Source organism: Nocardioides pantholopis, from assembly GCF_003710085.1.
GTDB lineage: Bacteria > Actinomycetota > Actinomycetes > Propionibacteriales > Nocardioidaceae > Nocardioides > Nocardioides pantholopis.
In genome coordinates this window covers 1,727,629-1,751,588 of the sequence record NZ_CP033324.1, presented here as the reverse complement: position 1 = coordinate 1,751,588, position 23,960 = coordinate 1,727,629, and the positions used below count along the sequence as shown (strand labels likewise).

The following is a 23,960-nucleotide window of genomic DNA, read 5'->3' as shown; positions in this document are numbered from 1 at the left end:
CCGCAGGTCGGATCGTCTCAGTGGGTCGGCTCAGCGAGTTCCGGGCAGCCGGGCGGCCACCTGGTCCCAGATGACGTGGGACAGCGCCGCCTTGGTGCCGCGCGGCACCTCCACCGCGGCGCCGTCGGCGGCCAGCACGACCGCCTCGTTCTCGGCGCTGCCGAAGACCGCGCCGCCGCTGACGTCGTTGACGACCAGCAGGTCGCAGCCCTTGCGCTCCAGCTTGTGCCGCGCCAGCTCCAGGACGCTGCCGGTGCTGTCCCCGGTCTCGGCGGCGAAGCCGACCACCACGCTGTCCGGCCGCCCGCGGTGGTGGCTCAGCTCGTGGAGGATGTCGGGGTTCTGGACCAGGTCCAGGCCCGGCGCGGAGCCGTCACCGGCCTTCTTGATCTTGGCCTCGCTGACGGCGGCCGGGCGGAAGTCCGCCGGGGCGGCCGCCATCACGACCGCGTCGGCGGTCTCGGCCGCGGCCAGGACCTCCACACGCAGCTCGGCGGTGGTCTCGACGGGCACGACCTTGACGCCGGCGGGGTCCGGCAGCGTCACGTTCGCGGCGACCAGCGTGACCTCGGCGCCCCGGGCCGCGGCGGCCCGGGCCAGCGCGTAGCCCTGCCGGCCCGAGGACCGGTTGCCGAGGAACCGCACCGGGTCGAGGTACTCGCGGGTGCCGCCGGCCGAGACCACGACCCGGCGCCCGGCGAGGTCGGCGGCCGGGCCGGGCACGGCGGCGCGGGCCAGCACGTCGAGCGCGAAGGCGAAGATCTCCGCGGGGTCGGGCAGCCGGCCCTTGCCGGTGTCCTTGCCGGTGAGCCGGCCCTCGGCGGGCTCGATGACGCGGGTGCCGCGGGAGCGCAGCGTCGCGACGTTGTCCCGGGTCGCGGGGTGCTCCCACATCTCGGTGTGCATCGCCGGGGCGAGCACCACCGGGCAGCGCGCGGTGAGCAGGGTGTTGGTCAGCAGGTCGTCGGCGAGCCCGTGGGCGGCCTTGGCCATCAGGTCGGCGGTGGCCGGCGCGACCACGACGAGGTCGGCCGACTGCCCGATCCGCACGTGCGGAACCTGGTGCACGTCGTGCCAGACGTCGGTGGCCACCGGCTTGCCCGACAGCGCCGCCCAGGTGGGGGCGCCGACGAACTCCAGCGCCGCCGCGGTCGGCACCACTGTCACGTCGTGCCCGGACTCGGTGAACAGCCGCAGCAGCTCGCAGGCCTTGTACGCCGCGATCCCGCCGCCGACGCCGAGCACGACCCGAGGCCGCTCCCCCGTCGGGGAAGCGGCCTCGCGGTCGTGGTCGCCGAGCGGGTCGGTCACTCGGTGGTGTCGAACGCGGCACCCGCGTCGGCGGCGGCAGCCTTGGTGGCGGCCTCCTCCGCGGCGAGCTCGGCCGGGTCGACGTCCTCACAGGTCAGCAGGTCGCCGTTGATCTCGCGCAGCGCGATCGAGAGCGGCTTCTCCTGGACGTGGGTGTCGACGAGCGGACCGACGTACTCCAGCAGGCCCTCGCCCAGCTGGGAGTAGTACGCGTTGATCTGTCGGGCGCGCTTGGCGCTGTAGAGCACCAGCTTGTACTTGCTGTCGGTCTTGGTCAGCAGCTCGTCGATCGGAGGGTTGGTGACGCCCTGTGCGTCGATGATGGGTCCAGACACGCGAAAACGCCTCACAGATCAGTTGGGGAATGCTTCAGCAAGGCTACCAACTCACCGGCTGCAGCGTGAACTTCGTGATTGACGATGGTCACGTCGAACTCCGACTCGGCCGCCAGCTCCTCGCGCGCGGTGACCAGTCGGCGCTCGCGCTCCTCGGCGCTCTCGGTGCCGCGACCGACCAGCCGGCGCACCAGCTCCTCCCACGACGGAGGCTTGAGGAAGACGAACAGCGCGTCGGGCATCGTGCGCCGGACCTGCCGCGCACCCTGGAGGTCGATCTCCAGCATCGCGGGTCGACCGGAGGCCAGAGCGAGCTCGACCGGCTGGCGCGGCGTGCCGTAGCGCGCCGAGTGGTGGACGACTGCCCACTCCAGCAGGTTGTCCTCGGCGATCATCTTGTCGAACTCCGCGTCGGAGACGAACCAGTAGTGGACGCCGTTCTCCTCGCCGGGGCGCGGCGGCCGGGTGGTCGCGGAGACCGAGATCCACACGTCGGGGTGGTCCTGCCGCACCGCGGCGGCCACGGTGCCCTTGCCGACAGCTGTCGGTCCGGCGAGCACGACCAGCCGGGAGCGCTGCTTCGACACCCCGTCAGGCCGAGTCGCGAGGAGCGAACTCGGCCTCGAGGGCCGCGACCTGCTTGGTGCCCAGCCCCCGGACCCGGCGGCTCTCGGCGATGCCGAGGCGCTCCATGACCTGGCGGGCGCGGACCTTGCCGAGCCCGGGCATCGACTGCAGCAGGTCGATCACGCGCATCTTGCCGACGACCTCGTTGACCTGGCCCTCGCGCAGCACGTCGACGATCGAGGCGCCCGAGTTCTTCAGCCGGTTCTTGATCTCGGCCCGCTCGCGGCGGGACGCGGCCGCCTTGTCGAGCGCTGCCTGGCGCTGTTCTGGGGTGAGCGGGGGCAGTGCCACGGTGGATGCGGTCCTTCGGTCGGCGAGGCTGTCGACGGCGCTCGTGCGCCGGCTAGTCACCCTAGTCAGAAGCGTCCGACCCGGGCAATCGCCCCGACCCGTCCGCGGTGGAGCGCCAGCGGGCGGGAGCGGCGCACCTCACAGCACCAGTGGGGTGCCGCACACGTCGCGGGCCTGCTGCTCCAGGCCGCCGACGGCGGCGGTGGTGGCCGGGGCGACCAGCTCCCGGGCGGCCGCGTCCACGCGCGCCCGCGCGGCGTCGGTGAGCCCGGCCGGCGGCTGCTCCCGGTCGTACGCCGCGGGGTCCAGGCCGGCGGCACGCAGCGCCTCGTCGAGCGCGGCCACCCGGCCCACCACCTGCTGCCACTCGTCGGCGAGATCCCGCGGCGCCTGGTCCTGGAGCTCCCGGAAGATGCCCAGCGCGCCGAGCAGCGCGTCCGGGCCGCCGCCGCCGACGATGTCGGTCAGCTCGGCCTGGTGCTCCTCGACCAGGCCGCAGTACGCCGCGGCGGGGTCGTCCTGGCCGCAGCCGGCCACGCCGCCCAGAGCGGCCGTCAGCAGCGCTGCGCCCGCCGTCCGGGCCGCTGTCCGGACCGGCCTCACCCCAGCGCCGCGAGCTCGTCGTTGGTGCGTCGTACGGCGTCCCGCAGCGCGGCGGGGTCCGGTCCGAGGCGGAGCACCTCGCGCGAGGAGCTCGGCAGCACCCGGTCGGCGACCGCGCCGAAGACCCGGCGCACGTCGTCCAGGGTGCCGCCCTGGGCGCCGTACCCCGGGGCGAGCAGCGGGCCGCCCATGTCCAGGTCCTCCCCCGGGTCGCCGACCGTGACACCGACGACCGCCCCGAAGCTGCCCAGCGGGCCGGCGTCGGCGTTGAGGGCGCGCAGCCGGTCCAGGACCTCCCCGGCGACGGTGCTGCCGTCGGCGGCGCGGGCCCGCTGGACCTGGGCGCCCTCCGGATTCGAGGTCAGGGCCAGCACGAACAGGCCGGCGCCGTGGGCGCGCGCGGTCTCGACCATCGGGTCCAGCGAGCCGAAGCCCAGGTAGGGGCTGGCGGTGATCGCGTCGACGGCCAGCGGCGAGGACGGGTCCAGGTAGGCGTCGGCGTAGGCCTGCGAGGTCGAGCCGATGTCGCCGCGCTTGACGTCGAGCAGCACCAGCGCGCCCGCGGCGCGGGCCTCGGCGATCACCCGCTCGAGGACCGCGACGCCGCGGCTCCCGAAGCGCTCGTAGAAGGCGGACTGCGGCTTGACCACCGAGGCGTACGGCGCCACGGCCGCCACCGCACCGAGCGCGAACCGCTCCAGGCCCGCGACGTCGTCGGAGAGCCCCCAGGCCCGCAGCAGCGCCGCGTGCGGGTCGATGCCGACGCAGAGCCGGCCGCGCTCGGCCAGGGCGGCGTGCAGGCGGGTGCCGAACGGGACGGGGCTCGTCATCGGGCGGTCTCCTCGGGGTTGTCGGCAGCCTGGTCGGCGGTGAGGTCGGCGGCGATCCGGGCCGCGGTGGTCGGGTCGTGGAGCAGCGCGGTCCCGATCTGGACCGCGGTGGCGCCCGCGGCCAGGAAGGACCGGGCGTCGGCGGTGGTCGTGATGCCGCCGGCGCCCAGCACCGGCAGGTCGGGCAGGGCGGCGTGCAGCTCGGTGACGCAGCGCAGCGCCAGGGGCCGGACCGCGGGCCCGCTCAGGCCGGCGGGCCGGCCGTCGGGCATCGCCGCGGGCTGGGCGCTGCCGACGACCACGGCGCCGGCACCGGCCCCCGCGACCGCGCGGGCGGTCTCGACGACCCGGGCCAGGTCCGGGCGCAGCTTGGCCAGCACCGGCAGGCCGCGCGGCAGCGCGCCCGCGACCGCCGCGACGACGTCCGCGGCGGTGGCGGGCTCTCGAGCCTCGAGGAGTCCCTGGGCCGCGGCGTCGGGGGCGCCGAGGTCGACCTCCAGGGCCGCGATGCCCGGCGCGTTGCCGAGCCGGCGGGCGAGCTCGGCGTACTCCTGGAGCGAGGAGGCGACGACCGAGACCACGACCCGGACGCCGCTCTGCACCAGCGGCGGCAGCTCGGTGGCCAGGAACGGCTCCAGGCCGGGGTTCGGGTGGCCGGTGGCGTGCAGCAGCCCCGAGGGGGTCTCCAGCAGCCGCGGCACCGGCGCACCGGGGCGCGGGTCCAGGCTGATCGAGCGGGTGACGAACCCGCCGACCCCGTCGAGCCCGGCGTACGCCGCCAGCTCGCGGCCCGTGCCGCCGCACCCGGCGGCGACCAGGACCGGGCTGCGCAGGGCCAGGTCGGGGATCGCCCGACCGCTCGGCGGCCAGTGCAGGGGCCCGCTCATCCGAGCTCACCCCAGCGGACCCGGTCGCCCCGGATGACCGGGCCGTCGACGCAGGCGCGCACGGTGCGGGCCACGCCGTCCTCGCCGACCACCGGCACCGGGCAGCCGTGGCACAGGCCGGTCGCGCAGATCAGCGGCTGCTCCACTGCCGTCTGGCTCCAGGCACCGGCCGCCTCGGCCGCGACGGCGACCGCGTGCAGGGTGGCGGTCGGCCCGGCGGCGTACACGACCGCCGCGTCGGCGCGCGCGATCACCTCGCCGATCACGTCCGCGACCCGGCCGTGCGTCCCGATCGAGCCGTCACCGGTCACGACCGTGACGGCCCGAGCGGAGCGGCGGGCCTCCAGCGCGTCCAGGAGCCGGGCCTCGTCGGGGGCCGCCAGCACCAGCGTGACCGGGCAGCCGCGCTCGCGCAGCCGCTCGGCCAGCGCGAACATCGGCGCCGCGGCGTACCCCTCGCCGACCAGCACGCAGGGCACCGCCTCCTTGGGCAGCGCGAAGGGCCGGCCCAGCGGCCCGGTCACCGCGAGCCGGGCGCCGACCGGAAGGCCGGCGAGCCAGCGGGTGCCCGGGCCGACCGGCGCGACGACGAGCTGGAGGGCCTGGCCGCGACCACCGACCTGGCGGACCCGGTGCACCCACAGCGCCCGCCGGCCCAGCCGGGCGCCGGGCAGCTCGTCGTCGGGGGCCGAGCCGACCGAGACCGCGACGAACGTCCCGGGCCGGAACCGCTCGGCCACGCCGGGCGCGAGCACCGTCAGGTGCTGGTACCCGCCGGCCGTGCGGCTGGCGAGCACCTCCCCCGTGACATGGACCGGCGTCACGACCGGGCCGGCCCCCGGCCCAGTCCCCGGACGATCCGCCGCGGCCACCCGGGCCCCTCGTAGACGAAGGCGGTGTAGGCCTGGAGCAGGTCGGCCCCCGCGTCGAGCCGGGCGCGCGCGTCCTCGACCGTGGTGATGCCGCCGACCGCGACCAGCGTGGGACCGTCCCCGAGCCGGCCGCGCAGCAGCCGCAGCACCTCCAGGGACCGCTCAGCGAGGGGCCGGCCGGACAGGCCGCCAGCGCCGACCGCCGCCACCTCGGCGTCGGGCGAGGCCAGCCCGGCCCGGGAGGTGGTGGTGTTGGTGGCGATGATGCCGTCCAGGCCGGAGGCCGTCGCCAGGTCGGCGACGGCCAGCACGTCCTCGTCAGCGAGGTCCGGGGCGATCTTGACCAGCAGCGGCACCCGGCGGCCGGTCACGACGCCGTCGGCGGTCTGGCGCACCGCGGCCAGCAGCGGCTCCAGGCGCTCGACGGCCTGCAGGCTGCGCAGGCCCGGCGTGTTCGGGGAGCTGACGTTGACCACCAGGTAGTCGGCGTACGGCGCCAGCAGCCCGGCGCTCTTGCGGTAGTCCGAGAGCACCGCTGCCTCGTCGTCCTCGGGGACCACCTTGGTCTTGCCGATGTTGACCCCGAGCACCGGGCCGGGCCGGCGCCGGCCCAGCCCGTCCAGGCCCTGCTGGCGCGCGGCCAGCCGCCGCGCCACGGCCTCGGCGCCGTCGTTGTTGAAGCCCATCCGGTTCACGATCGCCCGGTCGGCGGGCAGCCGGAACAGCCGTGGCCGGGGGTTGCCGGGCTGGGCCTCGCCGGTGACCGTGCCGACCTCGACGTGCCCGAAGCCGAGGGCCGCGAGCGCGTCGATGCCGACTGCGTTCTTGTCGAAGCCCGCGGCCAGCCCCAGGACGTGCGGGAAGGTGAGGCCCATCGCGGTCACCGGGCCGGGCCCGCGCGCCGGCAGCCGCCGGTCCACGGCCGCGAGGACCGGCCGGGCGGCCCGGATCGCGCCGAACCCCGCACGGTGGGCCTGCTCGGCGTCGGTGCGGGTCAGCACCGAGTCGAAGAGCCGCTGGTAGGCGCTCACGCCGATGCGCCGCTCGTCCGCGGCGAGCCGGGCACGCCCTCGTGGGTGGCCCACTCCTGCAGGCTGCGCACCCCGATGTCGCCGCGCATCTGCGCCTCGATCCCCTGCACGGCCGCGCCGAGCCCCTGCACCGTGGTGATGCACGCGACGTTGCTCATCACCGCCGCTGTGCGGATGTCGTAGCCGTCCACCCGCGGCGAGCCGCCGGCGGTGGCGCCGTACGGGGTGTTGATCACCAGGTCGATGTCGCGGTCCAGGATCATCTGCACGATCGTGCGCTCGCCGTCCGGACCGGGTCCCTCGTGGTGCTTGCGCACCACGGCCGCCTCGACGCCGTTGCGACGCAGCACCTCGGCGGTGCCCTGGGTGGCGAGGATCTCGAAGCCGTGCCGGGCCAGGACCTTGATCGGGAAGATCATCGTCCGCTTGTCGCGGTTGGCCATCGACACGAACACCCGGCCGCTGGTGGGCAGCGGGCCGAACGCCGCGGCCTGCGCCTTGGCGAACGCGGTGCCGAAGTCGGCGTCGAAGCCCATCACCTCGCCGGTCGACTTCATCTCCGGGCCGAGCACGGTGTCGAGCTGCTGGCCGTCGGGGCTGCGGAACCGGTTGAACGGCATCACCGCCTCCTTGACCGCGATCGGCTGGCCGGGCGGCAGCGCGCCGCCGTCACCGGTGGCCGGCAGCACCCCGGCGGTGCGCAGGTCGGCGATCGACTCCCCCAGCATCAGCCGGGCCGCTGCCTTGGCCAGCGGGGTCGCGGTCGCCTTGGAGACGAACGGCACCGTCCGGCTGGCCCGCGGGTTGGCCTCGAGCACGTAGAGGATGTCCGAGCCGAGCGCGAACTGGATGTTGATCAGGCCGCGCACGCCGACGCCGCGCGCGATCGCCTCCGTGGCCTCGCGGATCCGGTCGACCTCGGTGGCGCCCAGCGTGATCGGCGGCAGCGCGCAGGAGGAGTCCCCGGAGTGGATGCCGGCCTCCTCGATGTGCTCCATCACGCCGCCGAGGTAGAGCTCGGTGCCGTCGTAGAGCGCGTCCACGTCGATCTCGACCGCGTCGTCGATGAAGCGGTCCACGAGCACCGGGTGCTCGGGGGTGATGTCGGTGGCGCGCTCGATGTAGTCCGAGAGCGCGTCGACGTCGTAGACGATCTCCATGCCGCGCCCGCCCAGGACGTAGGAGGGGCGCACCAGCACCGGGAAGCCGATCTCCTCGGCGATCGCGCGGGCCTCGACGAAGCTGGCCGCCAGCCCGTGCTTGGGCGCGGGCAGGCCCGCCTCGGCGAGCACCCGGCCGAACGCGCCGCGCTCCTCGGCCAGGTCGATGGCCTCCGGGGAGGTGCCGACGATCGGCACGCCGTTCGCCTTCAGCCCCGCGGCCAGGCCGAGCGGGGTCTGGCCGCCCAGCTGGACGATCACGCCCGCGACCGGGCCCGCCTGGCGCTCGGCGTGCACGATCTCCAGGACGTCCTCGAGCGTGAGCGGCTCGAAGTAGAGCCGGTCGGAGGTGTCGTAGTCGGTGGAGACCGTCTCGGGGTTGCAGTTGACCATGACCGTCTCGTAGCCGACCTCGGAGAGAGCCAGCGAGGCGTGCACGCAGGAGTAGTCGAACTCGATGCCCTGCCCGATCCGGTTCGGACCGGAGCCCAGGATGATCACCGCTGGCCGCTCCCGCGGCGCCACCTCGGTCTCCTCGTCGTAGGAGGAGTAGTGGTACGGCGTGGCCGCCGCGAACTCCGCGGCGCAGGTGTCGACGGTCTTGTAGACCGGGCGGATGCCCAGGGCGTGGCGCACCCCGCGGACCACGTCCGCGCTCATCCCCCGGATCCGGCCGATCTGCTCATCGGAGAACCCGTGCCGCTTGGCGCGGCGCAGCACCGCCGGCGTCAGCTCGGGCGCCGCGGTGACCTCGGCGGCGACCTCGTTGATCAGCGCCAGCTGGTCCACGAACCAGGGGTCGATCCGGGTGGCCTCGAAGATCTCCGCAGCCGTGGCCCCGGCCCGGAGCGCGTCCATGACCTTCTTCAGCCGGCCGTCGTGCGGGACCGCGATCTCCTCCAGCAGCGCGGCCTTGTCGAGCTCGACCCACTCCTTGCGCCAGTCGAAGACGGCGCTCTTGCTCTCCAGGGAGCGCAGCGCCTTCTGCAGCGCCTCGGTGAAGTTGCGGCCCATCGCCATCGCCTCGCCGACCGACTTCATGTGCGTGGTCAGGACCGGGTCCGCGCCCGGGAACTTCTCGAACGCGAAGCGCGGCACCTTCACCACGACATAGTCCAGGGTGGGCTCGAACGCCGCAGGCGTGCTCTGCCCGTCCTTGCGGGTGGTGATGTCGTTGGGGATCTCGTCGAGGGTGTAGCCGATCGCGACCTTGGCCGCGATCTTCGCGATCGGGTAGCCGGTCGCCTTGGAGGCCAGCGCGCTGGAGCGGGAGACCCGGGGGTTCATCTCGATCACGATCAGCCGACCGTCGACCGGGTTCACGGCGTACTGGATGTTGCAGCCGCCGGTGTCGACGCCGACCGCGCGGATGATGCCGATCGCGAGGTCGCGCATCTTCTGGTACTCGCGGTCGGTGAGCGTCATCGCGGGCGCCACCGTGATCGAGTCGCCGGTGTGGGTGCCCATCGGGTCGAGGTTCTCGATCGAGCAGACGATGACGACGTTGTCGGCCTGGTCGCGCATCACCTCCAGCTCGTACTCCTTCCAGCCGAGGATCGACTCCTCCAGGAGCACCTCGGTGGTCGGGCTGGCGGCCAGCCCGGCGCCGGCGATGCGGCGCAGGTCGGCCTCGTCGTAGGCCATGCCGGAGCCGGTGCCGCCCATCGTGAACGAGGGCCGCACCACGACCGGGTAGCCGAGGTCGCCGACGGCCGCGAGGCAGTCGTCCATCGAGTGGCAGATCGCCGAGCGGGCGGACTCGCCGCCGAGCTCCTCGACGATCTTCTTGAAGACCTGGCGGTTCTCGCCGCGGTCGATCGCCTCGATCGAGGCGCCGATCAGCTCCACGCCGTACCGCTCCAGCACGCCGTTGGCGGCCAGGGCCATCGCGGCGTTCAGCGCGGTCTGCCCGCCGAGGGTCGCCAGCAGCGCGTCGGGGCGCTCCTTGGCGATCACCTTCTCGACGTACTCAGGCGTGATCGGCTCGACGTAGGTGGCGTCGGCGAACTCCGGGTCGGTCATGATCGTGGCCGGGTTGGAGTTCACGAGGATGACCCGCAGGCCCTCCTCCTTCAGCACCCGGCAGGCCTGGGTGCCGGAGTAGTCGAACTCGGCCGCCTGGCCGATCACGATCGGCCCGGAGCCGATCACCATGACTGACGAGATGTCGGTGCGCTTCGGCATCAGTTGCCTCCGGTGGTCGAGCCCGTGCGGGACTCCATGAGCGTGACGAAGCGGTCGAAGAGGTACGCCGCGTCGTGCGGGCCGGCGGCAGCCTCGGGGTGGTACTGCACCGAGAAGGCGCGCAGCTCGCCGTCCGGGCCACGCAGCTCGAGGCCCTCCACGACGTCGTCGTTGAGGCAGACGTGGCTGACCGCTGCCGCGCCGTACGGCGTCTCGGTGGGGGTGCCGTCGCGCGGGGCGTCGACCGCGAAGCCGTGGTTGTGGGCGGTGACCTCGACCTTGCCGGTGGTGCGGTCCAGCACCGGCTGGTTGATGCCGCGGTGGCCGTAGGTGAGCTTGTAGGTGTCGAACCCGAGCGCCCGGCCGAAGAGCTGGTTGCCGAAGCAGATCCCGAAGTAGGGCACCCCGCGGCCCAACGCCTGCTGGAGCAGCTCGACCTGGTGGGTGGTCGCCGCCGGGTCGCCGGGGCCGTTGGAGTAGAAGAGCCCGTCGGGCTGCACCGCGAGGACCTCCTCCAGGGTGGCGGTCGCGGGCAGCACGTGCACCTCGACGCCGCGCTCGGCGAGCCGCTGCGGGGTCATCGCCTTGATGCCGAGGTCCAGCGCGGCGACCGTGAACCGCTTCTCACCCTGGGCGGGGACCACGTAGGCCTCCTTGGTGGTGACCTGGTCGGCGAGCTCCTGGCCCGCCATCGGGGCCGCGTCCCGGACCCGGGCCAGCAGCGCCGCGGGGTCGGTCTCGGTGGTGGAGATGCCGACCCGCATCGCGCCGCGCTCGCGCAGGTGGCGGGTCAGGGCGCGGGTGTCGATGCCGCTGATCCCGACCACGCCCTGGGCGGCGAGCTCCTCGTCGAGGGGCCGCGCCGAGCGCCAGTTGGACGGCACCCGGGCGGGGTCGCGCACGACGTACCCGGCGACCCAGATCTTGCCGCTCTCGGGGTCCTCGTCGTTGACGCCGGTGTTCCCGACGTGCGGCGCGGTCATCACGACCACCTGGCGGTGGTAGGAGGGGTCGGTCAGCGTCTCCTGGTAGCCGGTCATGCCGGTGTTGAAGACGGCCTCGCCGAAGGTCTCGCCACGGGCACCGAAGGCCTCCCCGTGGAAGGACCTGCCGTCCTCGAGCACGAGAAGTGCTGGGGTGCTGCTCATCGGACCAGTGCTCCGTTCAGGACGGTGGGAACGCCGCGCAGGAAGGTCGCGACCACCCGGCCGGGCAGCTCGCGGCCGGCGTACGGCGTGTTGCGGGACAGGCTCACCGAGCCGGCCGGGTCGACGACCCGGCGCACCGCGGGGTCGTAGAGGACGAGGTTGGCCGGGCACCCCACCTCGAGGCGCTGGCCGTGCTCGGCCACCCGCCCGATCCGGGCCGGGGCGTGGGACATCCGCTCGGCGACGCCGGCCCAGTCGAGCAGGCCGGGGTCGACCATCGTCTCCTGCACGATCGACAGCGCGGTCTCGAGGCCGAGCATGCCGAAGGCGGCCGCCGCCCACTCGCAGTCCTTGTCCTCGTGGGGGTGCGGCGCGTGGTCGGTGGCCACGATGTCGATGGTGCCGTCGGCCAGGCCGGCGCGCAGCGCGGCCACGTCGGCGGCGGTGCGCAGCGGCGGGTTGACCTTGTAGATCGGGTCGTAGGTCGCGGCCAGCTCGTCGGTGAGCAGCAGGTGGTGCGGGCAGACCTCGGCGGTGACGTCCCAGCCCTTGCGCTTGGCGTCGCGGACGATCTCGACCGAGCCGGCCGTGGACACGTGGCACACGTGCAGCCGGGAGCCGACGTGCGCGGCGAGCAGGCAGTCGCGGGCGATGACTGCCTCCTCGGCGACCGCCGGCCAGCCGGCCAGGCCGAGGCGGCCGGAGAGCTCGCCCTCGTTCATCTGCGCACCCTCGGTGAGCCGCGGCTCCTGGGCGTGCTGGGCGACGACGCCGTCGAAGGCCTTGACGTACTCCAGGGCGCGGCGCATCAGCACCGGGTCCCACACGCACTTGCCGTCGTCGGAGAAGACCCGCACCCGGGCGGCGGAGTCCGCCATCGCGCCGAGCTCGGCGAGCCGGTCCCCCTGGAGGCCCACCGTGACCGCGCCGACCGGGTAGACGTCGCAGTGGCCGGCCTCGCGGCCCAGCCGCCAGACCTGCTCGACGACGCCGGCGGTGTCGGCGACCGGCTCGGTGTTGGCCATCGCGTGCACGGCTGTGAAGCCGCCCATCGCGGCGGCGCGGGTGCCGGTCTCCACGGTCTCGGCGTCCTCGCGGCCCGGCTCGCGCAGGTGGGTGTGCAGGTCGACGAGACCGGGCAGCGCGACCAGCCCCGTGGCGTCGACGACCTCGCCACCGGCCGCGTCGAGGCCGGGGCCGATCTCGGCCACCACGCCGTCGCGCAGCACCAGGTCCGTGGGCTCGCCGCCGAGGATCGCTGCGCTCTTGATCAGGTAGGTGCTCACTGCTCTCCCTCAGGGGTGCTGCCGGGGGTGCTGCCGGCGGGGGTGCTGCCGCCGAGCAGCAGGTACAGGACGGCCATCCGGACGGCGACGCCGTTGGTGACCTGCTCGACGATCACGGAGCGGTCGGAGTCGGCGACGTCGGCGCTGATCTCCATGCCGCGGACCATCGGGCCGGGGTGCATCACGAGCGTGTGGTCCTGCAGGGTCGCCATCCGGCGCCCGTCGAGGCCGTAGCGGCGCGAGTACTCCCGCGCGGTCGGGAAGAACCCGCCCTGCATCCGCTCGCGCTGGACGCGCAGCATCATCACCGCGTCGGCCTTGGGCAGCGCCGCGTCGAGGTCGTAGGACGTCTCGACCGGCCAGGTCTCGACGCCCACCGGCAGCAGCGTGGGCGGGGCGACCAGCGTGACCTCGACGCCCAGCGTCTTGAGCAGCAGCGCGTTGGAGCGGGCCACCCGGCTGTGCAGCACGTCGCCGACGATCGCGACCTTGCGGCCCTCCAGGCCCCCGGGCTTCGAGCCGCCCAGGTGCCGCCAGAGCGTGAACGCGTCCAGGAGCGCCTGGGTGGGGTGCTCGTGGGTCCCGTCGCCGGCGTTGACCACGCTGGAGCGCACCCAGCCCGAGTGCGCCAGCCGGTGCGGGGCGCCGCTGGCGGGGTGGCGGATGACCACGGCGTCGGCGCCCATCGCCTCGAGGGTGAGCGCGGTGTCCTTGAGGCTCTCCCCCTTGCTCAGGCTGGAGCCCTTGGCGGCGAAGTTGATCACGTCCGCGGAGAGCCGCTTGGCGGCGGCCTCGAAGGAGATCCGGGTGCGGGTGGAGTCCTCGAAGAACAGGTTGACCACGGTGCGCCCGCGCAGGGCGGGCAGCTTCTTGATCGGCCGGTCGGCCAGCGAGCGCAGCTCGGCCGCCGTGCTGAGCACCAGCTCGGCGTCGTCGCGGGTCAGGTCGCCGGCGCTGAGCAGGTGCCGGTTCACAGCTCTGCCCCGTCCGGCCCGTCGGGTCCGTCGGCGCCGACGGGGTCGGTGGCGCCCGGCCCCTCGATCGTGCCCTCGATCGTGCCCTCGATCGTGCCCTCGATCGTGCCCTCGATCGTGACCGCGTCGACGTCGTCGATCCCGGCCAGCGTGACCCGGACCCGCTCCACCAGCGAGGTGGGCAGGTTCTTGCCGACGAAGTCGGCGCGGATCGGCAGCTCGCGGTGGCCCCGGTCGACCAGGACCGCCAGCCGGACCGCACGCGGGCGGCCGATGTCGTTGAGGGCGTCCAGCGCGGAGCGGATCGTGCGCCCGGAGAAGAGCACGTCGTCGACGAGCACCACGGTCCGCCCGTCGATGCCGCCGGCGGGGATGTCGGTGGGCATCAGCGCCCGGGCCGGCTTCAGCCGCAGGTCGTCGCGGTACATCGTCACGTCCAGGGAGCCGACGGGCACGTCGTACCCCTCGACCGAGGCGATGCGCTCGGCGATCCGCTGGGCCAGCGGCACGCCGCGGCTCGGGATGCCGAGCAGGACGAGGTCGTCGGCGCCCTTGTTGCGCTCGAGGATCTCGTGGGAGATGCGGGTCAGGGCCCGGCTGATGTCACGGGCGTCGAGGACCACGCGGCCGCTGGGGGCCGGGTCGGGCACAGGCTGCGCACACACAGGTGCGTGACCTCCTTCTCCGCCTCACAGGACGGCTCGTTAAAGGATGTCGAACATTGCCATGGTACTGCCGGGCGCCGGCGGGCAGCGACCCGGGCCGCCGGCGTCCCGGTCCGCGGACGCGGCGGGCGCCCTCACTCCTCGGAGACGTCGAGAAGCACCTTGCCCACCACGCCGCCCTCCACGGCGTCCTGGGCAGCGGCCGCCTCCGCGAGCGGGTAGTGGTGCAGCGGGACGCCGGCGTCCTCCCCGACGGCCAGCGCGCCCATCTCGACAGCGGCGTACACGTCCTCGACGGCTGCCGCGACCAGCGACGGGTCCAGGGTGTAGAGGATGATGAACTGGTAGCGCAGGTTCTTCGAGAACGTCTCCCGCAGCGGCACGACCAGCTCGTCGCCGCCGTTGTTCGCGTAGATCGCGACGGTGCCGTGGGTGCGCAGCACCGCAAGGTCGACTGCATTGTTCTGCGCGGGCGCGACCTCCACGACGAGGTCGACGCCGTCGGGGGCGAACGCGAGCACGGCGTCCGCCGTGTGCCCCGCGCCGCCGACCGTGTAGTTCACGGTGTGGTGGGCGCCGGCGGCGACCGCCAGGGCGCCCTTCTCGTCGCTGCTCACGGTGGCGACCACGGTGGCCCCGGACCAGCGGGCGAGCTGGATGGCGGCGTTGCCGACCGCGCCGGCGCCACCGGCGACCAGCACTGTCATCCCCTCCATGGCGCCGGGGGCCAGCCGGGTCGGGCCGCGCCACCCCGACGTCAGCGCCCGGTGCGCGGTCACCGCCGGCACCCCGAGGCTGGCGCCGAGGTCGTAGGACGCCCCGATCGGCAGGTGCACGACCCGGTCGGTGGGCTGGACGGTGTACTCGGCGGCGGTGCCGTAGGGGCGGCCGTGCTGGGCCAGCACGGTCCAGACCCGGTCGCCGACGCCGAAGCCGAGGACGTCGGGCCCGATGGCGTCGACCACGCCGGCCCCGTCCTGCCCCGGGGTGACCTCGTCGTGGCCGGCCATCATGCCGGCACGGAACTTCCAGTCGGTCGGGTTCACCCCCGAGCGGACCAGGCGGATCCGTACCTCCCCGGGCCCCGGCTCGGGCAGCTCCCGCTCGACGAGCTCCAGCACGGACGAGGGACCGGTCTCCCGGTAGACGACGGCACGCATGGCGACGACGCTACCGGGTGGGGAAGCTACCGGGTGGGGTCGTGGCCGGACGGTCAGGTCGACGGGGCGGTGGGCGTCGCCCAGACGTGGCCCCACGGGTCGCAGGCCAGCACCCACCTGTCCTCGCGTCGGGCCAGCGCCATCGCCACCCAGACCACGCCCCACAGGCCGCCGGTGGCCAGCGTGAGCAGGAAGTGGAGGCCGTGCGAGACCCGGCGCCGACGGCCGACCACTGTCCCGCTGGGGCCCACGTGCACCACCCGGGCTCCGTTCTCGGTCACGACGTCCTCGACCGCGAGCTCGAGGGCCCGGCGTCGCCGGGACTCGGCGATCGGCGGCCGCTGGTCGAACCGCTCGGGGCGCTGCAGCGCCGCCGGGTCCAGCGAGTACGCCGCCATCGTCCAGCGCCGCCCGGTCCACCGCCGCCACCGCTCGCCGTCCCAGCGCAGGTCCCCGGACACCGGCGGGCGCTGCGCCGTGCCGGCGCGGCCGGGGCTGACGACGGTCGTGGAACGGGCCATGGCGTCATCGTGCACCACCGGTCCGGGCACCGCTGGGGAACCGGGCAGGCGCTCGATCCGGGGGCGGTCCGGGGGCGGTCCGGGAATTCCGCGCGTCAGAGCGCCGCGGCCATCGCGGCGCAGGCGGTCAGCCACGATCTCCGGGTGTCCTCGGAGAGCCGGGCGTAGGGCACCACCGACCCGGAGACCAGGACCGGGTCGTACGGGACCCGGTGCACCCCGCGGGTGCGCTGCTCGTAGACGTCGGTGAGGTCGCGGGCCAGCGCGGCGTCGACCTCGGGCGAGGGGTCGGAGAGCACCGTGAGCGTCTTGTGCTTGAGGTCGGCGTACCCGGCGTCCTGGAGGGCGTCGAGCATCCACAGCCCGCTGTATCCGGTGTCCACCCGCACCGTGCTGGTCACGACGAGCAGGTCGGCCGCGTCGGCGGCGGCCAGCCAGTTCTCGGCCCGCATGTTGTTGCCGGTGTCGACCAGGACGATCCGGTAGAAGCGCTCGAGCAGGCGGTGGACCGCGTTGAAGTCGTCGGCGCGGATCTGGCCGGTGACGTCGGCGCGCTCGTCGGAGGCCAGCACGTCGAAGTGCGCGTCGCCCTGGGACCGGACGAACGCGCCCAGGTCGCCGATCCGCGAGCGGTGGACGTCCTCGAACCGGCCGAGGTCGACCAGCAGCTCGCGGGTGGTGTTGCGGTGGGCGCCGCGGGTCCCGCGGATGCCGAGGGTGCCCCGGGTCTCGTTGTTGTCCCACGCCACCACCCCGCCGCCGCGGACCGTGCCGAACGTGAACCCGGCCGCGAGCACCCCGGTCGTCTTGGCCGCGCCACCCTTCGGGTTGATGAACGCGATCGTCCGCGGCCCGGCGAGCTCGCGCTGGATCGCCCGCCGGTCCTGCTCGTAGGCCGTCTCGGCCGTGCCCATCCGGGGCCTGACCAGCCCGCCCGACCAGCGCCGGACCCGGCCGCGCCAGCCCCAGCTCGCCGGGCCGAGGTCCGCCTCCTCGATCCGGCGGTCCAGGAAGTCCGCCGCGCTGAGGAAGCGCCGCACGTCGGTCGGCGCCGGCGCGGCGTGGGCCGGTCCGGCCTGCTCGGGCGCCCCGGGTGACGGTCCGCTCGGCGGTGTCCAGCTCGGCGGTGGCCCGCTCGGGACGGCCGCTGCGGGCAGCGGGCCGGTCAGCGGGTCCCCGGGGTCAGGCGCGGCGCCCGACTGGTCGTGCGGCTGGCTCATCGCGTCCTCCCGGCTCCGGGGTGCAGTACGCGGCAGCGTTCCCACATCGCCGCGCGGTCACACGTCGCGCCTCACAGGCCCAGCGAGTCCAGCGCGGTCTCGATCGTGCGGTGGAAGGTCGGATAGGCGAAGTGCATCCGGCGCAGCGTCGCGACCGGCACCTCGGCGTGCACCGCCGTCGCGAGCAGGCCGAGCACCTCCCCGCCGTACGGCGCCACGACGGTCGCCCCGACGAGGATCCCGCGGTCGGCGTCGGCGACCACCTTCACGATGCCGTCGTTGCCGGCCTGGTGGATCCAGCCGCGGGTGGACTCCGGGATGTCGGCGAGCGCGGTGACGACCCGGATCCCGGCGTCGCGGGCCTGCCGCTCGCTGAGCCCGACCGCGGCGACCTCGGGGTCGGTGAACGTCACCCAGGACAGCGCCCGGTAGTCGGCGGTCGGCCCGTCGCCGCCGAGGACGTCACCCACGACGATCTCGCCCTGGTACATCGAGACGTGGGTGAACTGGCCCTTGCCGGTGATGTCGCCGACGGCCCACAGCCGCTCGCCGGCGCGCTGCCGCTCGTCGGTCTCGATCGTCCGCGCGGCCGGGTCCAGGCCCACGGTCTCCAGGCCGAGCCCGGCGAGGCTCGGGCGGCGCCCGGTGGCGACCAGCAGCTGCTCCGCCTCGACCGTGCGCCCGTCGGCGAGCAGCAGCGCGAACCCGCCGTCGTGGGTCACCCGGGTCACCTCCACCCCGGTGACGACCTCGATGCCCTCACGGGCGAAGACGTCGGCGATCACGGCGCTGGCCTCGGGCTCGACCGGGCCCAGGATCCGCTCGGCCATCTCGACCACGGTGACCCGGACCCCGAAGCGGGCGAACGCCTGGGCCAGCTCGGCGCCGATCGGCCCGCCGCCGAGGACGGCGAGGCTGCCGGGGAGCTCGGTGAGCCGCATCACCTCGCGGTTCGTCCAGTACGGCGTGCCCGCGAGCCCGTCGACGGGCGGGACTGCCGGCTCGGTGCCGGCGTTGAGGACGACGCCCCGGGCGGCCACGTAGGTCTGGACGCCCGCGTCGGTGTCGACGACCACCCGGCCGGGGCCGTCCAGGCGGCCCTGACCCCGGACGATCCGTACCCCGGCGGCCTCCAGGCGGCTGGTGTGGGAGCTGTCGTCCCAGTGGTTGGTCGCTTGCTTGTCGATCCGGGTCGCCACCAGCCCCCAGTCGGGGCGTACGTCGACCTCGCCGCCGAGGCTGGTGGCGCGCCGCGCCTCCGCGAGCGTGTCGGCGGCCCGGATCATCATCTTCGACGGGATGCACCCGTAGAACGGGCACTCCCCGCCGACCAGGGCGCGTTCCACGCCGACCACCGCCAGCCCGGCCTCGGCGAGCTTCTGGGCGGCGTACTCGCCACCCGGACCCAGCCCGATGACGACGATGTCGACGTTCTGCTCGCTCATGGCGGCCAATCTGCCATCCGCCGCCGGCGAGCGCATCCCTCCGACGGCCGGGCGGTCAGCGGCTCAGGTGCCGCGCCCGGGCGAACGAGAACAGGCCGAAGCAGGCGATGCCGAGCGCGATCGCCCCGAGCAGGACCGGGCCGAACGGCTTCTCGAGCACCTCTCGCAGGGCCTCGTCCAGGCCGCCGGACTTCTTCGGGTCGTGGGTGGCCGCGGCGTAGACGAACAGCGACCCGACGATCGCGACCGCGAGCCCCTTCGCGGCGTACCCGATCTTGCCGAACCACAGGTACGCCGTGCCAGTGCTGCCGCTCTGCCCCTCGCCGTCCAGCTGCTCGCGGTACTCGTCGGTCCAGGCCCGCCACAGGTGGTGCAGGCCGTAGCCGACGACACCGAGCCCGACCGCGCCGACCAGGAACTGGCCGCCCGGCCAGCCCATCACCTGGGCCGTCATCGTGTCGGAGCCGGACTTGCCGCCGCCGCCGGACCCGACGGCGACCCGGACCGCGCTGACGCCGATGGCCGCGTAGATGGCCGCCTTGCCCAGCGAGCCGACCATCTTCTTGGCCCGGTCGGCGCCGTCCTCCTCGCTGTTGGCCACGAGGGCCTCGAGGACCCGCCAGGCAACCAGCAGCAGCATGCCGAGGGCGACCAGCCACAGCAGCACCGTGCCGAACGGCTGCTCGGCCAGCTGCTGCATGGCACCGGAGTTGGAGGCCTCGCCCTCGCGCTCGCCGAACGCGAGCTGGAGGGCGAGCCACGCGATCAGGAGGTGGACGACGCCGTAGGCCACGAGCCCGCCCCGGATGCCGAGGTCGAGCCAGGTGCTGGAATTTGCTTCGTGCCCGAGCCGTTCGGCCCGGTCGCTGAGGGACGCCATGAGCGGGTCGTACCCGAACGGGCGGTGCGCCACGCACGCGATCGCGTCACGCGGCGCCGGGTCACTCCGGGAGGTCGTCCTTGGTGCGCATCAGGGTGCCGAGGATGCCGTTGACGAACTGGGGCGACTCGTCGGTCGAGAGCTCGCGGACCAGCGCCATGGCCTCGCTGACCGCGACCCCGTCCGGCACGTCGTCGGCGTACAGGAGCTCGTAGACGCCCAGGCGCAGCACGTTGCGGTCCACCGCCGGCATCCGCTCCAGGGTCCAGCCCTCGGAGTGGGACCGCAGCAGCTCGTCGATGCGCTGCTGGTGCTCGACCACGCCCCGCACGAGCGTGACCGTGTAGGCGTTGGTGGGCGCGTCGCCGTCGGCGATCGCCCGGTTCAGGGCCTCGTTCGGCGACTCGCCACGCATGTCGGAGGCGTAGAGGACGTCGAGCGCGCGCTTGCGGGCCTTGGATCGGGCCGACATCAGCTGGTGACGCGTCCCAGGTAGGAGGAGTCGCGGGTGTCGACCTTGATCTTCTCGCCGGTGGTGATGAACAGCGGGACCTGGACGGTCGCGCCGGTCTCGACGGTGGCCGGCTTGGTGCCGCCGGTGGAGCGGTCGCCCTGCATGCCCGGCTCGGTGTAGGTGACCTCGAGCTCGACCGAGGCCGGGAGCTCGACGTACAGCACGCGGCCGTCGTTCGTGGCGACGATCGCCTCCTGGTTCTCCAGCAGGAAGTCCGCCGCGCTGCCGACGATCTCCGGCGCGATCTCGAGCTGGTCGTAGCTCTGGATGTCCATGAAGACGTAGGAGGTGCCGTCGTTGTAGAGGTACTGCATCGTGCGCTTGTCGACGTTCGCGGTCTCGACCTTGGTGCCGGCGTTGAAGGTCTTGTCGACGGTCTTGCCGGACTCCACGTTCTTGAGCTTGGTGCGCACGAAGGCCGGGCCCTTGCCGGGCTTGACGTGCTGGAACTCGACGACCGCCCAGAGCTGGCCGTCGATGTTGAGAACCATGCCGTTCTTCAGGTCGTTCGTCGATGCCATCGCGGGTGTCAGCCTTCATCTCTACGGGGACCGGACCGCCGCCGGGCGAGCCCCGCGACAGCCGGTCAGTCTAGTCACCCGCCGCCGCCGCTCGTGCACGGAGGCCGGGTGCGGGGCCGGCTCGGCCCCAGGGGGACGGGGCCGGCACGGCCCCCGGGGTACTCGCGCCGGCACGCGGGTGCGTGCCGGCGCGCCGTGCTGCGGCGTACGCCGCCGGTGGTGCTCAGTCCAGGTAGTCGCGCAGGACCTGCGAGCGCGACGGGTGGCGCAGCTTCGACATGGTCTTCGACTCGATCTGACGGATCCGCTCGCGGGTCACGCCGTAGACCTTGCCGATCTCGTCGAGCGTCTTCGGCTGCCCGTCGGTGAGCCCGAAGCGCATGCTGACCACGCCGGCCTCGCGCTCGGAGAGCGTGTCGAGGACCGCGTGCAGCTGCTCCTGGAGCAGCGTGAACGAGACCGCGTCGGCCGGGACGATCGCCTCGGAGTCCTCGATCAGGTCGCCGAACTCGGAGTCGCCGTCCTCGCCGAGCGGGGTGTGCAGCGAGATCGGCTCACGCCCGTACTTCTGGACCTCGACGACCTTCTCCGGGGTCATGTCGAGCTCCTTGGCCAGCTCCTCCGGCGTGGGCTCGCGGCCCAGGTCCTGGAGCATCTGGCGCTGCACGCGGGCGAGCTTGTTGATGACCTCGACCATGTGCACGGGGATCCGGATGGTCCGCGCCTGGTCGGCCATGGCCCGGGTGATGGCCTGGCGGATCCACCACGTCGCGTAGGTGGAGAACTTGTAGCCCTTGGTGTAGTCGAACTTCTCGACCGCACGGATCAGGCCCAGGTTGCCCTCCTGGATCAGGTCGAGGAAGAGCATCCCCCGGCCGGTGTAGCGCTTCGCCAGGGAGACGACCAGCCGCAGGTTGGCCTCGAGGAGGTGGTTCTTAGCGCGGCGGCCGTCCTCGGAGATCCACTCCAGCTCCTCGCGGAGCTTCTCGGAGATCTTGCCGCCCTTGGCGAGCTTCTCCTCCGAGAACAGGCCGGCCTCGATCCGCTTGGCGAGCTCGACCTCCATCTCGGCGTTGAGCAGCGGGACCTTGCCGATCTGCTTGAGGTAGTCCTTGACCGGGTCGGCGGTGGCGCCGGCCACCATGACCTGCTGCTCCGGCTCGCCCGCGTCGTCGGCGTCGGAGACCACGAACGCGGCCTGCTTCTCGTCCTCGACGATGGTCGGGTCGGTCTTGACGTCCTTCTCGAACTGCTCGTCGGGCAGGTCGGGAAGGATCTTCTTGCCGTCGGGGCCGATCTTCTCCGCGACCGCGACCACCGCGGCGGGGATGTCGGTCCCGGCGGCGACCTTCTTGGCGGCGGCCTTCTTGGCCGGCGCCGCCTTCTTCGCGGGGGCGGCCTTCTTGGCGGTCGCGGCGGTGGTGGCCTTGCGGGCCCCGGACGCCGCGACGGCGCGACCGTTGGTCACCCCGATGTCGACGGAGATCCCGAGGGACGCCAGGTGCGCCATCAGGGACTTCAGGTGGCGCGGCTCGACCGCGGCCTCCTCGCTGGCCCGGCGTACGTCGTCAGGAGACACGCTCCCGGTCGGCTTGCCGCGATCGATCATGGCCGCCACGGCGGGGTGCGCCAGCACCTCGGCAGGGATCTTGCGCGCGTTCGAGGACACGAACACCTCTCGTCAACTTCAGTCGAAACTGATCGTGGGCGCGGCGAGGCCCGGTTACGTCAAGAGCCGCGTTTGTCATTCTGCCACGGCGATCCTGACCGCCGTCACTCACCCGTCCTTCAGCAATGATTCAGGCCGGCCTCAGCATCGAGTGCCCGCCCGCGCCGCACCGTTACCCGCCCCGAGCGGCCTTGGCGGCGGCCTTCTGCTCCTTCTTGTACTCGCGGACCTTCTGCAGCGAGGTCGGGTCCACGACGTCCGCGACCGAGCGGTACCCGTCCTCGGCGTAGGCACCCACGGCCGCCTCCCAGCCGTCGGGACGGACCCCGAGCTGCTTGGCCAGCAGCGCCACGAAGATCTGCGCCTTCTGCTTGCCGAAGCCCGGCAGCGCCAGCACCCGCCGCAGCAGCTCCTTGCCCGAGGTCGCCTCGGTCCACAGCCGCTCCGCGTGGCCGCCGTAGGCCTCCTCGACGAGCGCGGCGAGCTCCTGGAGGCGCGCGGCCATCGAGCCCGGGAACCGGTGGATGGCGGGCGGGGTCGCGCACAGCGCCGCGAACTCCTCCGGCGGCGCGGCCGCGATGGCGGCCGGGTCGAGGGTGCCGAAGCGGTCCAGCACCTTCGACGGCCCCCGGAACGCGTGCTCCATGGGGTACTGCTGGTCGAGCATCATGCCGACGAGCAGCGCGAACGGGGACTCGGTCAGGACCTGGTCGGCGACCTCGTCGCCGGTGATGTGGATGGCCGGTTGCGGGGACATGGGCCCATCCTGCCGCAGCCGGCGGCCCGGCTCAGCCCTCGGCCTTGACGGCCAGCACCGGGCACCGGGCGTCGAGCAGGATCCGCTGGGCGTTGCTGCCGAGGATCAGCTTGCCGACCGGCGAGCGGCGGCGCAGCCCGATCACGATCAGCTCCGCCTCGTTGGCCTCGGCGATGCTGATCAGGTCCTCGGCGGGCTCGAAGCCGCGCACCAGCTGGCGTACGTCGTGCTCGACGCCGGCGTCCTGGAGGCGCTCGCGGAGCCGGGCCAGCTCCGCGTCGGCCGCGCCCGCCGTCCGGGCGTCGAGCTCCTCCCCGGAGCGATGGGAGTCGACGACCACGAGCCGGGCACCGCGCAGGCGGGCCTCCTCGATGCCGATGTCCAGGGCGGCCTCGCCCTCGGGAGTGGGCACGTATCCGACGACGACTGTCATCGAGCCTCCTTCGATGCGCGGCCCGGCGGCCGTTGCCGGGCAGAGTACCCACTTGCGGCGCCCAGGGCTGTGGACGAGCCGGACCGGCTGTCCTCGGCGGCGGGCAGGCTGTCGGGCGTGGACCAGCGACCTCCCGCGGGCAGCGACCAGGCAGGCGGCCTCGTCGAGCCGCTCTCCCCCGCGCTCCAGGCACTGCTGAGGCGGGCCGTGCTGGACCACGCTGTCCTCGAGCGCCGCCGCTGGTTCCCGACCCTGGTCCACGTCGGGACCCCCGGCGGCGCCGAGTCGGTCTTCGCCGACCGGCCCGACGAGCCCACCGACCATGCCCTGCGCACGGACCTGGTCGCCGCCCTCCTGGCGCGGCACCGTCGCACCGGCGCGACGACGCCGGCGCTGGTCTGGCTGACCCGGCCCGGCGAGCTGGAGCTCCAGGACGTCGACGCGGCCTGGCTGGCCGCCGCCGGGGCGGCCTCGGCCGAGGCGGGCCGGGTCGGGCTGACAGTGGTCGTGGTCAACCGGCACGGCTGGCGGGACCCGCGCACCGGGCTGCACCGCACCTGGGTCCGGCTGCGGCGGCGCTGAGCCGGCCGGACTGGTCGCGCTGGTCGGGCCGGCCGGGCCGGCCGGGCCGGTCCT

At 73.9% G+C, this 23,960-nt stretch carries 25 protein-coding genes; 1 reads left to right on the top strand and 24 read right to left on the bottom strand.

Features of this window, described 5'->3' with window-relative positions; translation table 11 throughout:
- Positions 1–30: 30 nt before the first annotated feature.
- The 24 genes from coaBC to EBO35_RS08255 all read right to left on the bottom strand — a co-directional run bounded on the left by coaBC (position 31) and on the right by EBO35_RS08255 (position 23,324).
- Positions 31–1,311, bottom strand: coding sequence for a bifunctional phosphopantothenoylcysteine decarboxylase/phosphopantothenate--cysteine ligase CoaBC (gene coaBC / locus EBO35_RS08370; RefSeq protein WP_122817312.1), 1,281 nt, complete (start codon positions 1,309–1,311; stop codon positions 31–33).
- Positions 1,308–1,646: a DNA-directed RNA polymerase subunit omega gene (gene rpoZ / locus EBO35_RS08365; protein ID WP_122817311.1), complete on the bottom strand. Its 339-nt coding sequence runs from the start codon at positions 1,644–1,646 to the stop codon at positions 1,308–1,310. The genes coaBC and rpoZ overlap by 4 nt, the downstream gene beginning before the upstream one ends.
- Before the next feature lie 11 nt (positions 1,647–1,657).
- Entirely contained in the window at positions 1,658–2,233 is a 576-nt protein-coding gene (gmk, locus tag EBO35_RS08360; protein ID WP_122817310.1) for a guanylate kinase, read from the bottom strand.
- A gap of 4 nt (positions 2,234–2,237) precedes the next feature.
- On the bottom strand, positions 2,238–2,564 hold the full coding sequence (gene mihF / locus EBO35_RS08355) for an integration host factor, actinobacterial type (protein WP_122817309.1): 327 nt from the start codon (positions 2,562–2,564) through the stop codon (positions 2,238–2,240).
- A gap of 138 nt (positions 2,565–2,702) precedes the next feature.
- A complete protein-coding gene (locus EBO35_RS08350; protein WP_122817308.1) occupies positions 2,703–3,167 on the bottom strand; it encodes a hypothetical protein in 465 nt (154 codons plus the stop codon).
- Positions 3,164–3,997, bottom strand: a complete 834-nt coding sequence (gene pyrF / locus EBO35_RS08345; RefSeq protein ID WP_122817307.1) for an orotidine-5'-phosphate decarboxylase — start codon at positions 3,995–3,997, stop codon at positions 3,164–3,166. Before pyrF ends, EBO35_RS08350 begins: the two co-directional genes overlap by 4 nt.
- Positions 3,994–4,884, bottom strand: coding sequence for a tRNA-dihydrouridine synthase (locus tag EBO35_RS08340; protein WP_122817306.1), 891 nt, complete (start codon positions 4,882–4,884; stop codon positions 3,994–3,996). The genes pyrF and EBO35_RS08340 overlap by 4 nt, the downstream gene beginning before the upstream one ends.
- Entirely contained in the window at positions 4,881–5,708 is an 828-nt protein-coding gene (locus tag EBO35_RS08335) for an iron-sulfur cluster-binding protein (RefSeq protein ID WP_122819495.1), read from the bottom strand. Before EBO35_RS08335 ends, EBO35_RS08340 begins: the two co-directional genes overlap by 4 nt.
- Positions 5,705–6,787, bottom strand: coding sequence for a quinone-dependent dihydroorotate dehydrogenase (locus EBO35_RS08330; RefSeq protein ID WP_241153926.1), 1,083 nt, complete (start codon positions 6,785–6,787; stop codon positions 5,705–5,707). Before EBO35_RS08330 ends, EBO35_RS08335 begins: the two co-directional genes overlap by 4 nt.
- A complete protein-coding gene (carB, locus tag EBO35_RS08325; RefSeq protein WP_122817305.1) occupies positions 6,784–10,131 on the bottom strand; it encodes a carbamoyl-phosphate synthase large subunit in 3,348 nt (1,115 codons plus the stop codon). The genes EBO35_RS08330 and carB overlap by 4 nt, the downstream gene beginning before the upstream one ends.
- Positions 10,131–11,279, bottom strand: coding sequence for a glutamine-hydrolyzing carbamoyl-phosphate synthase small subunit (gene carA / locus EBO35_RS08320; protein ID WP_122817304.1), 1,149 nt, complete (start codon positions 11,277–11,279; stop codon positions 10,131–10,133). The genes carB and carA overlap by 1 nt, the downstream gene beginning before the upstream one ends.
- Complete coding sequence (locus EBO35_RS08315; protein WP_122817303.1) at positions 11,276–12,565, bottom strand: dihydroorotase; 1,290 nt, start codon at positions 12,563–12,565, stop codon at positions 11,276–11,278. The genes carA and EBO35_RS08315 overlap by 4 nt, the downstream gene beginning before the upstream one ends.
- Complete coding sequence (locus EBO35_RS08310) at positions 12,562–13,539, bottom strand: aspartate carbamoyltransferase catalytic subunit (RefSeq protein ID WP_122817302.1); 978 nt, start codon at positions 13,537–13,539, stop codon at positions 12,562–12,564. Before EBO35_RS08310 ends, EBO35_RS08315 begins: the two co-directional genes overlap by 4 nt.
- On the bottom strand, positions 13,536–14,189 hold the full coding sequence (gene pyrR / locus EBO35_RS08305) for a bifunctional pyr operon transcriptional regulator/uracil phosphoribosyltransferase PyrR (RefSeq protein ID WP_241153977.1): 654 nt from the start codon (positions 14,187–14,189) through the stop codon (positions 13,536–13,538). The genes EBO35_RS08310 and pyrR overlap by 4 nt, the downstream gene beginning before the upstream one ends.
- 149 nt (positions 14,190–14,338) lie before the next feature.
- Positions 14,339–15,364 carry an NADPH:quinone reductase gene (locus tag EBO35_RS08300; RefSeq protein ID WP_122817301.1) on the bottom strand — a complete coding sequence of 342 codons (1,026 nt, stop codon included), beginning with the start codon at positions 15,362–15,364 and terminating at the stop codon, positions 14,339–14,341.
- Between the two features lie 53 nt (positions 15,365–15,417).
- On the bottom strand, positions 15,418–15,885 hold the full coding sequence (locus EBO35_RS08295) for a hypothetical protein (RefSeq protein WP_122817300.1): 468 nt from the start codon (positions 15,883–15,885) through the stop codon (positions 15,418–15,420).
- Positions 15,886–15,980: 95 nt separating this feature from the next.
- A complete protein-coding gene (locus tag EBO35_RS08290) occupies positions 15,981–17,105 on the bottom strand; it encodes a MinD/ParA family ATP-binding protein (protein WP_241153925.1) in 1,125 nt (374 codons plus the stop codon).
- A 71-nt stretch (positions 17,106–17,176) separates the two neighbouring features.
- The gene (locus EBO35_RS08285; protein ID WP_122817299.1) at positions 17,177–18,550 is read right to left on the bottom strand and encodes a dihydrolipoyl dehydrogenase family protein; all 1,374 of its coding nucleotides are present in this window, start codon (positions 18,548–18,550) and stop codon (positions 17,177–17,179) included.
- A 55-nt stretch (positions 18,551–18,605) separates the two neighbouring features.
- Entirely contained in the window at positions 18,606–19,430 is an 825-nt protein-coding gene (locus EBO35_RS08280) for a DUF1206 domain-containing protein (RefSeq protein WP_122817298.1), read from the bottom strand.
- A 61-nt stretch (positions 19,431–19,491) separates the two neighbouring features.
- Positions 19,492–19,902 (bottom strand): transcription antitermination factor NusB, encoded by a 411-nt coding sequence (nusB, locus tag EBO35_RS08275; protein WP_122817297.1) that lies wholly within the window; start codon positions 19,900–19,902, stop codon positions 19,492–19,494.
- Positions 19,902–20,465, bottom strand: a complete 564-nt coding sequence (efp, locus tag EBO35_RS08270; RefSeq protein WP_122817296.1) for an elongation factor P — start codon at positions 20,463–20,465, stop codon at positions 19,902–19,904. Before efp ends, nusB begins: the two co-directional genes overlap by 1 nt.
- Positions 20,466–20,688: 223 nt before the next feature.
- Positions 20,689–22,140, bottom strand: a complete 1,452-nt coding sequence (locus EBO35_RS08265; RefSeq protein WP_122817295.1) for an RNA polymerase sigma factor — start codon at positions 22,138–22,140, stop codon at positions 20,689–20,691.
- Positions 22,141–22,306: 166 nt separating this feature from the next.
- Positions 22,307–22,891: an HhH-GPD-type base excision DNA repair protein gene (locus EBO35_RS08260; RefSeq protein ID WP_122817294.1), complete on the bottom strand. Its 585-nt coding sequence runs from the start codon at positions 22,889–22,891 to the stop codon at positions 22,307–22,309.
- A gap of 31 nt (positions 22,892–22,922) precedes the next feature.
- Positions 22,923–23,324 carry a universal stress protein gene (locus EBO35_RS08255; protein ID WP_122817293.1) on the bottom strand — a complete coding sequence of 134 codons (402 nt, stop codon included), beginning with the start codon at positions 23,322–23,324 and terminating at the stop codon, positions 22,923–22,925.
- Between the two features lie 117 nt (positions 23,325–23,441).
- On the opposite strand from EBO35_RS08255, the gene EBO35_RS08250 reads away from it, so the two are divergent.
- The gene (locus EBO35_RS08250) at positions 23,442–23,906 is read left to right on the top strand and encodes a hypothetical protein (RefSeq protein WP_241153924.1); all 465 of its coding nucleotides are present in this window, start codon (positions 23,442–23,444) and stop codon (positions 23,904–23,906) included.
- The last annotated feature ends 54 nt before the right edge of the window (positions 23,907–23,960 follow it).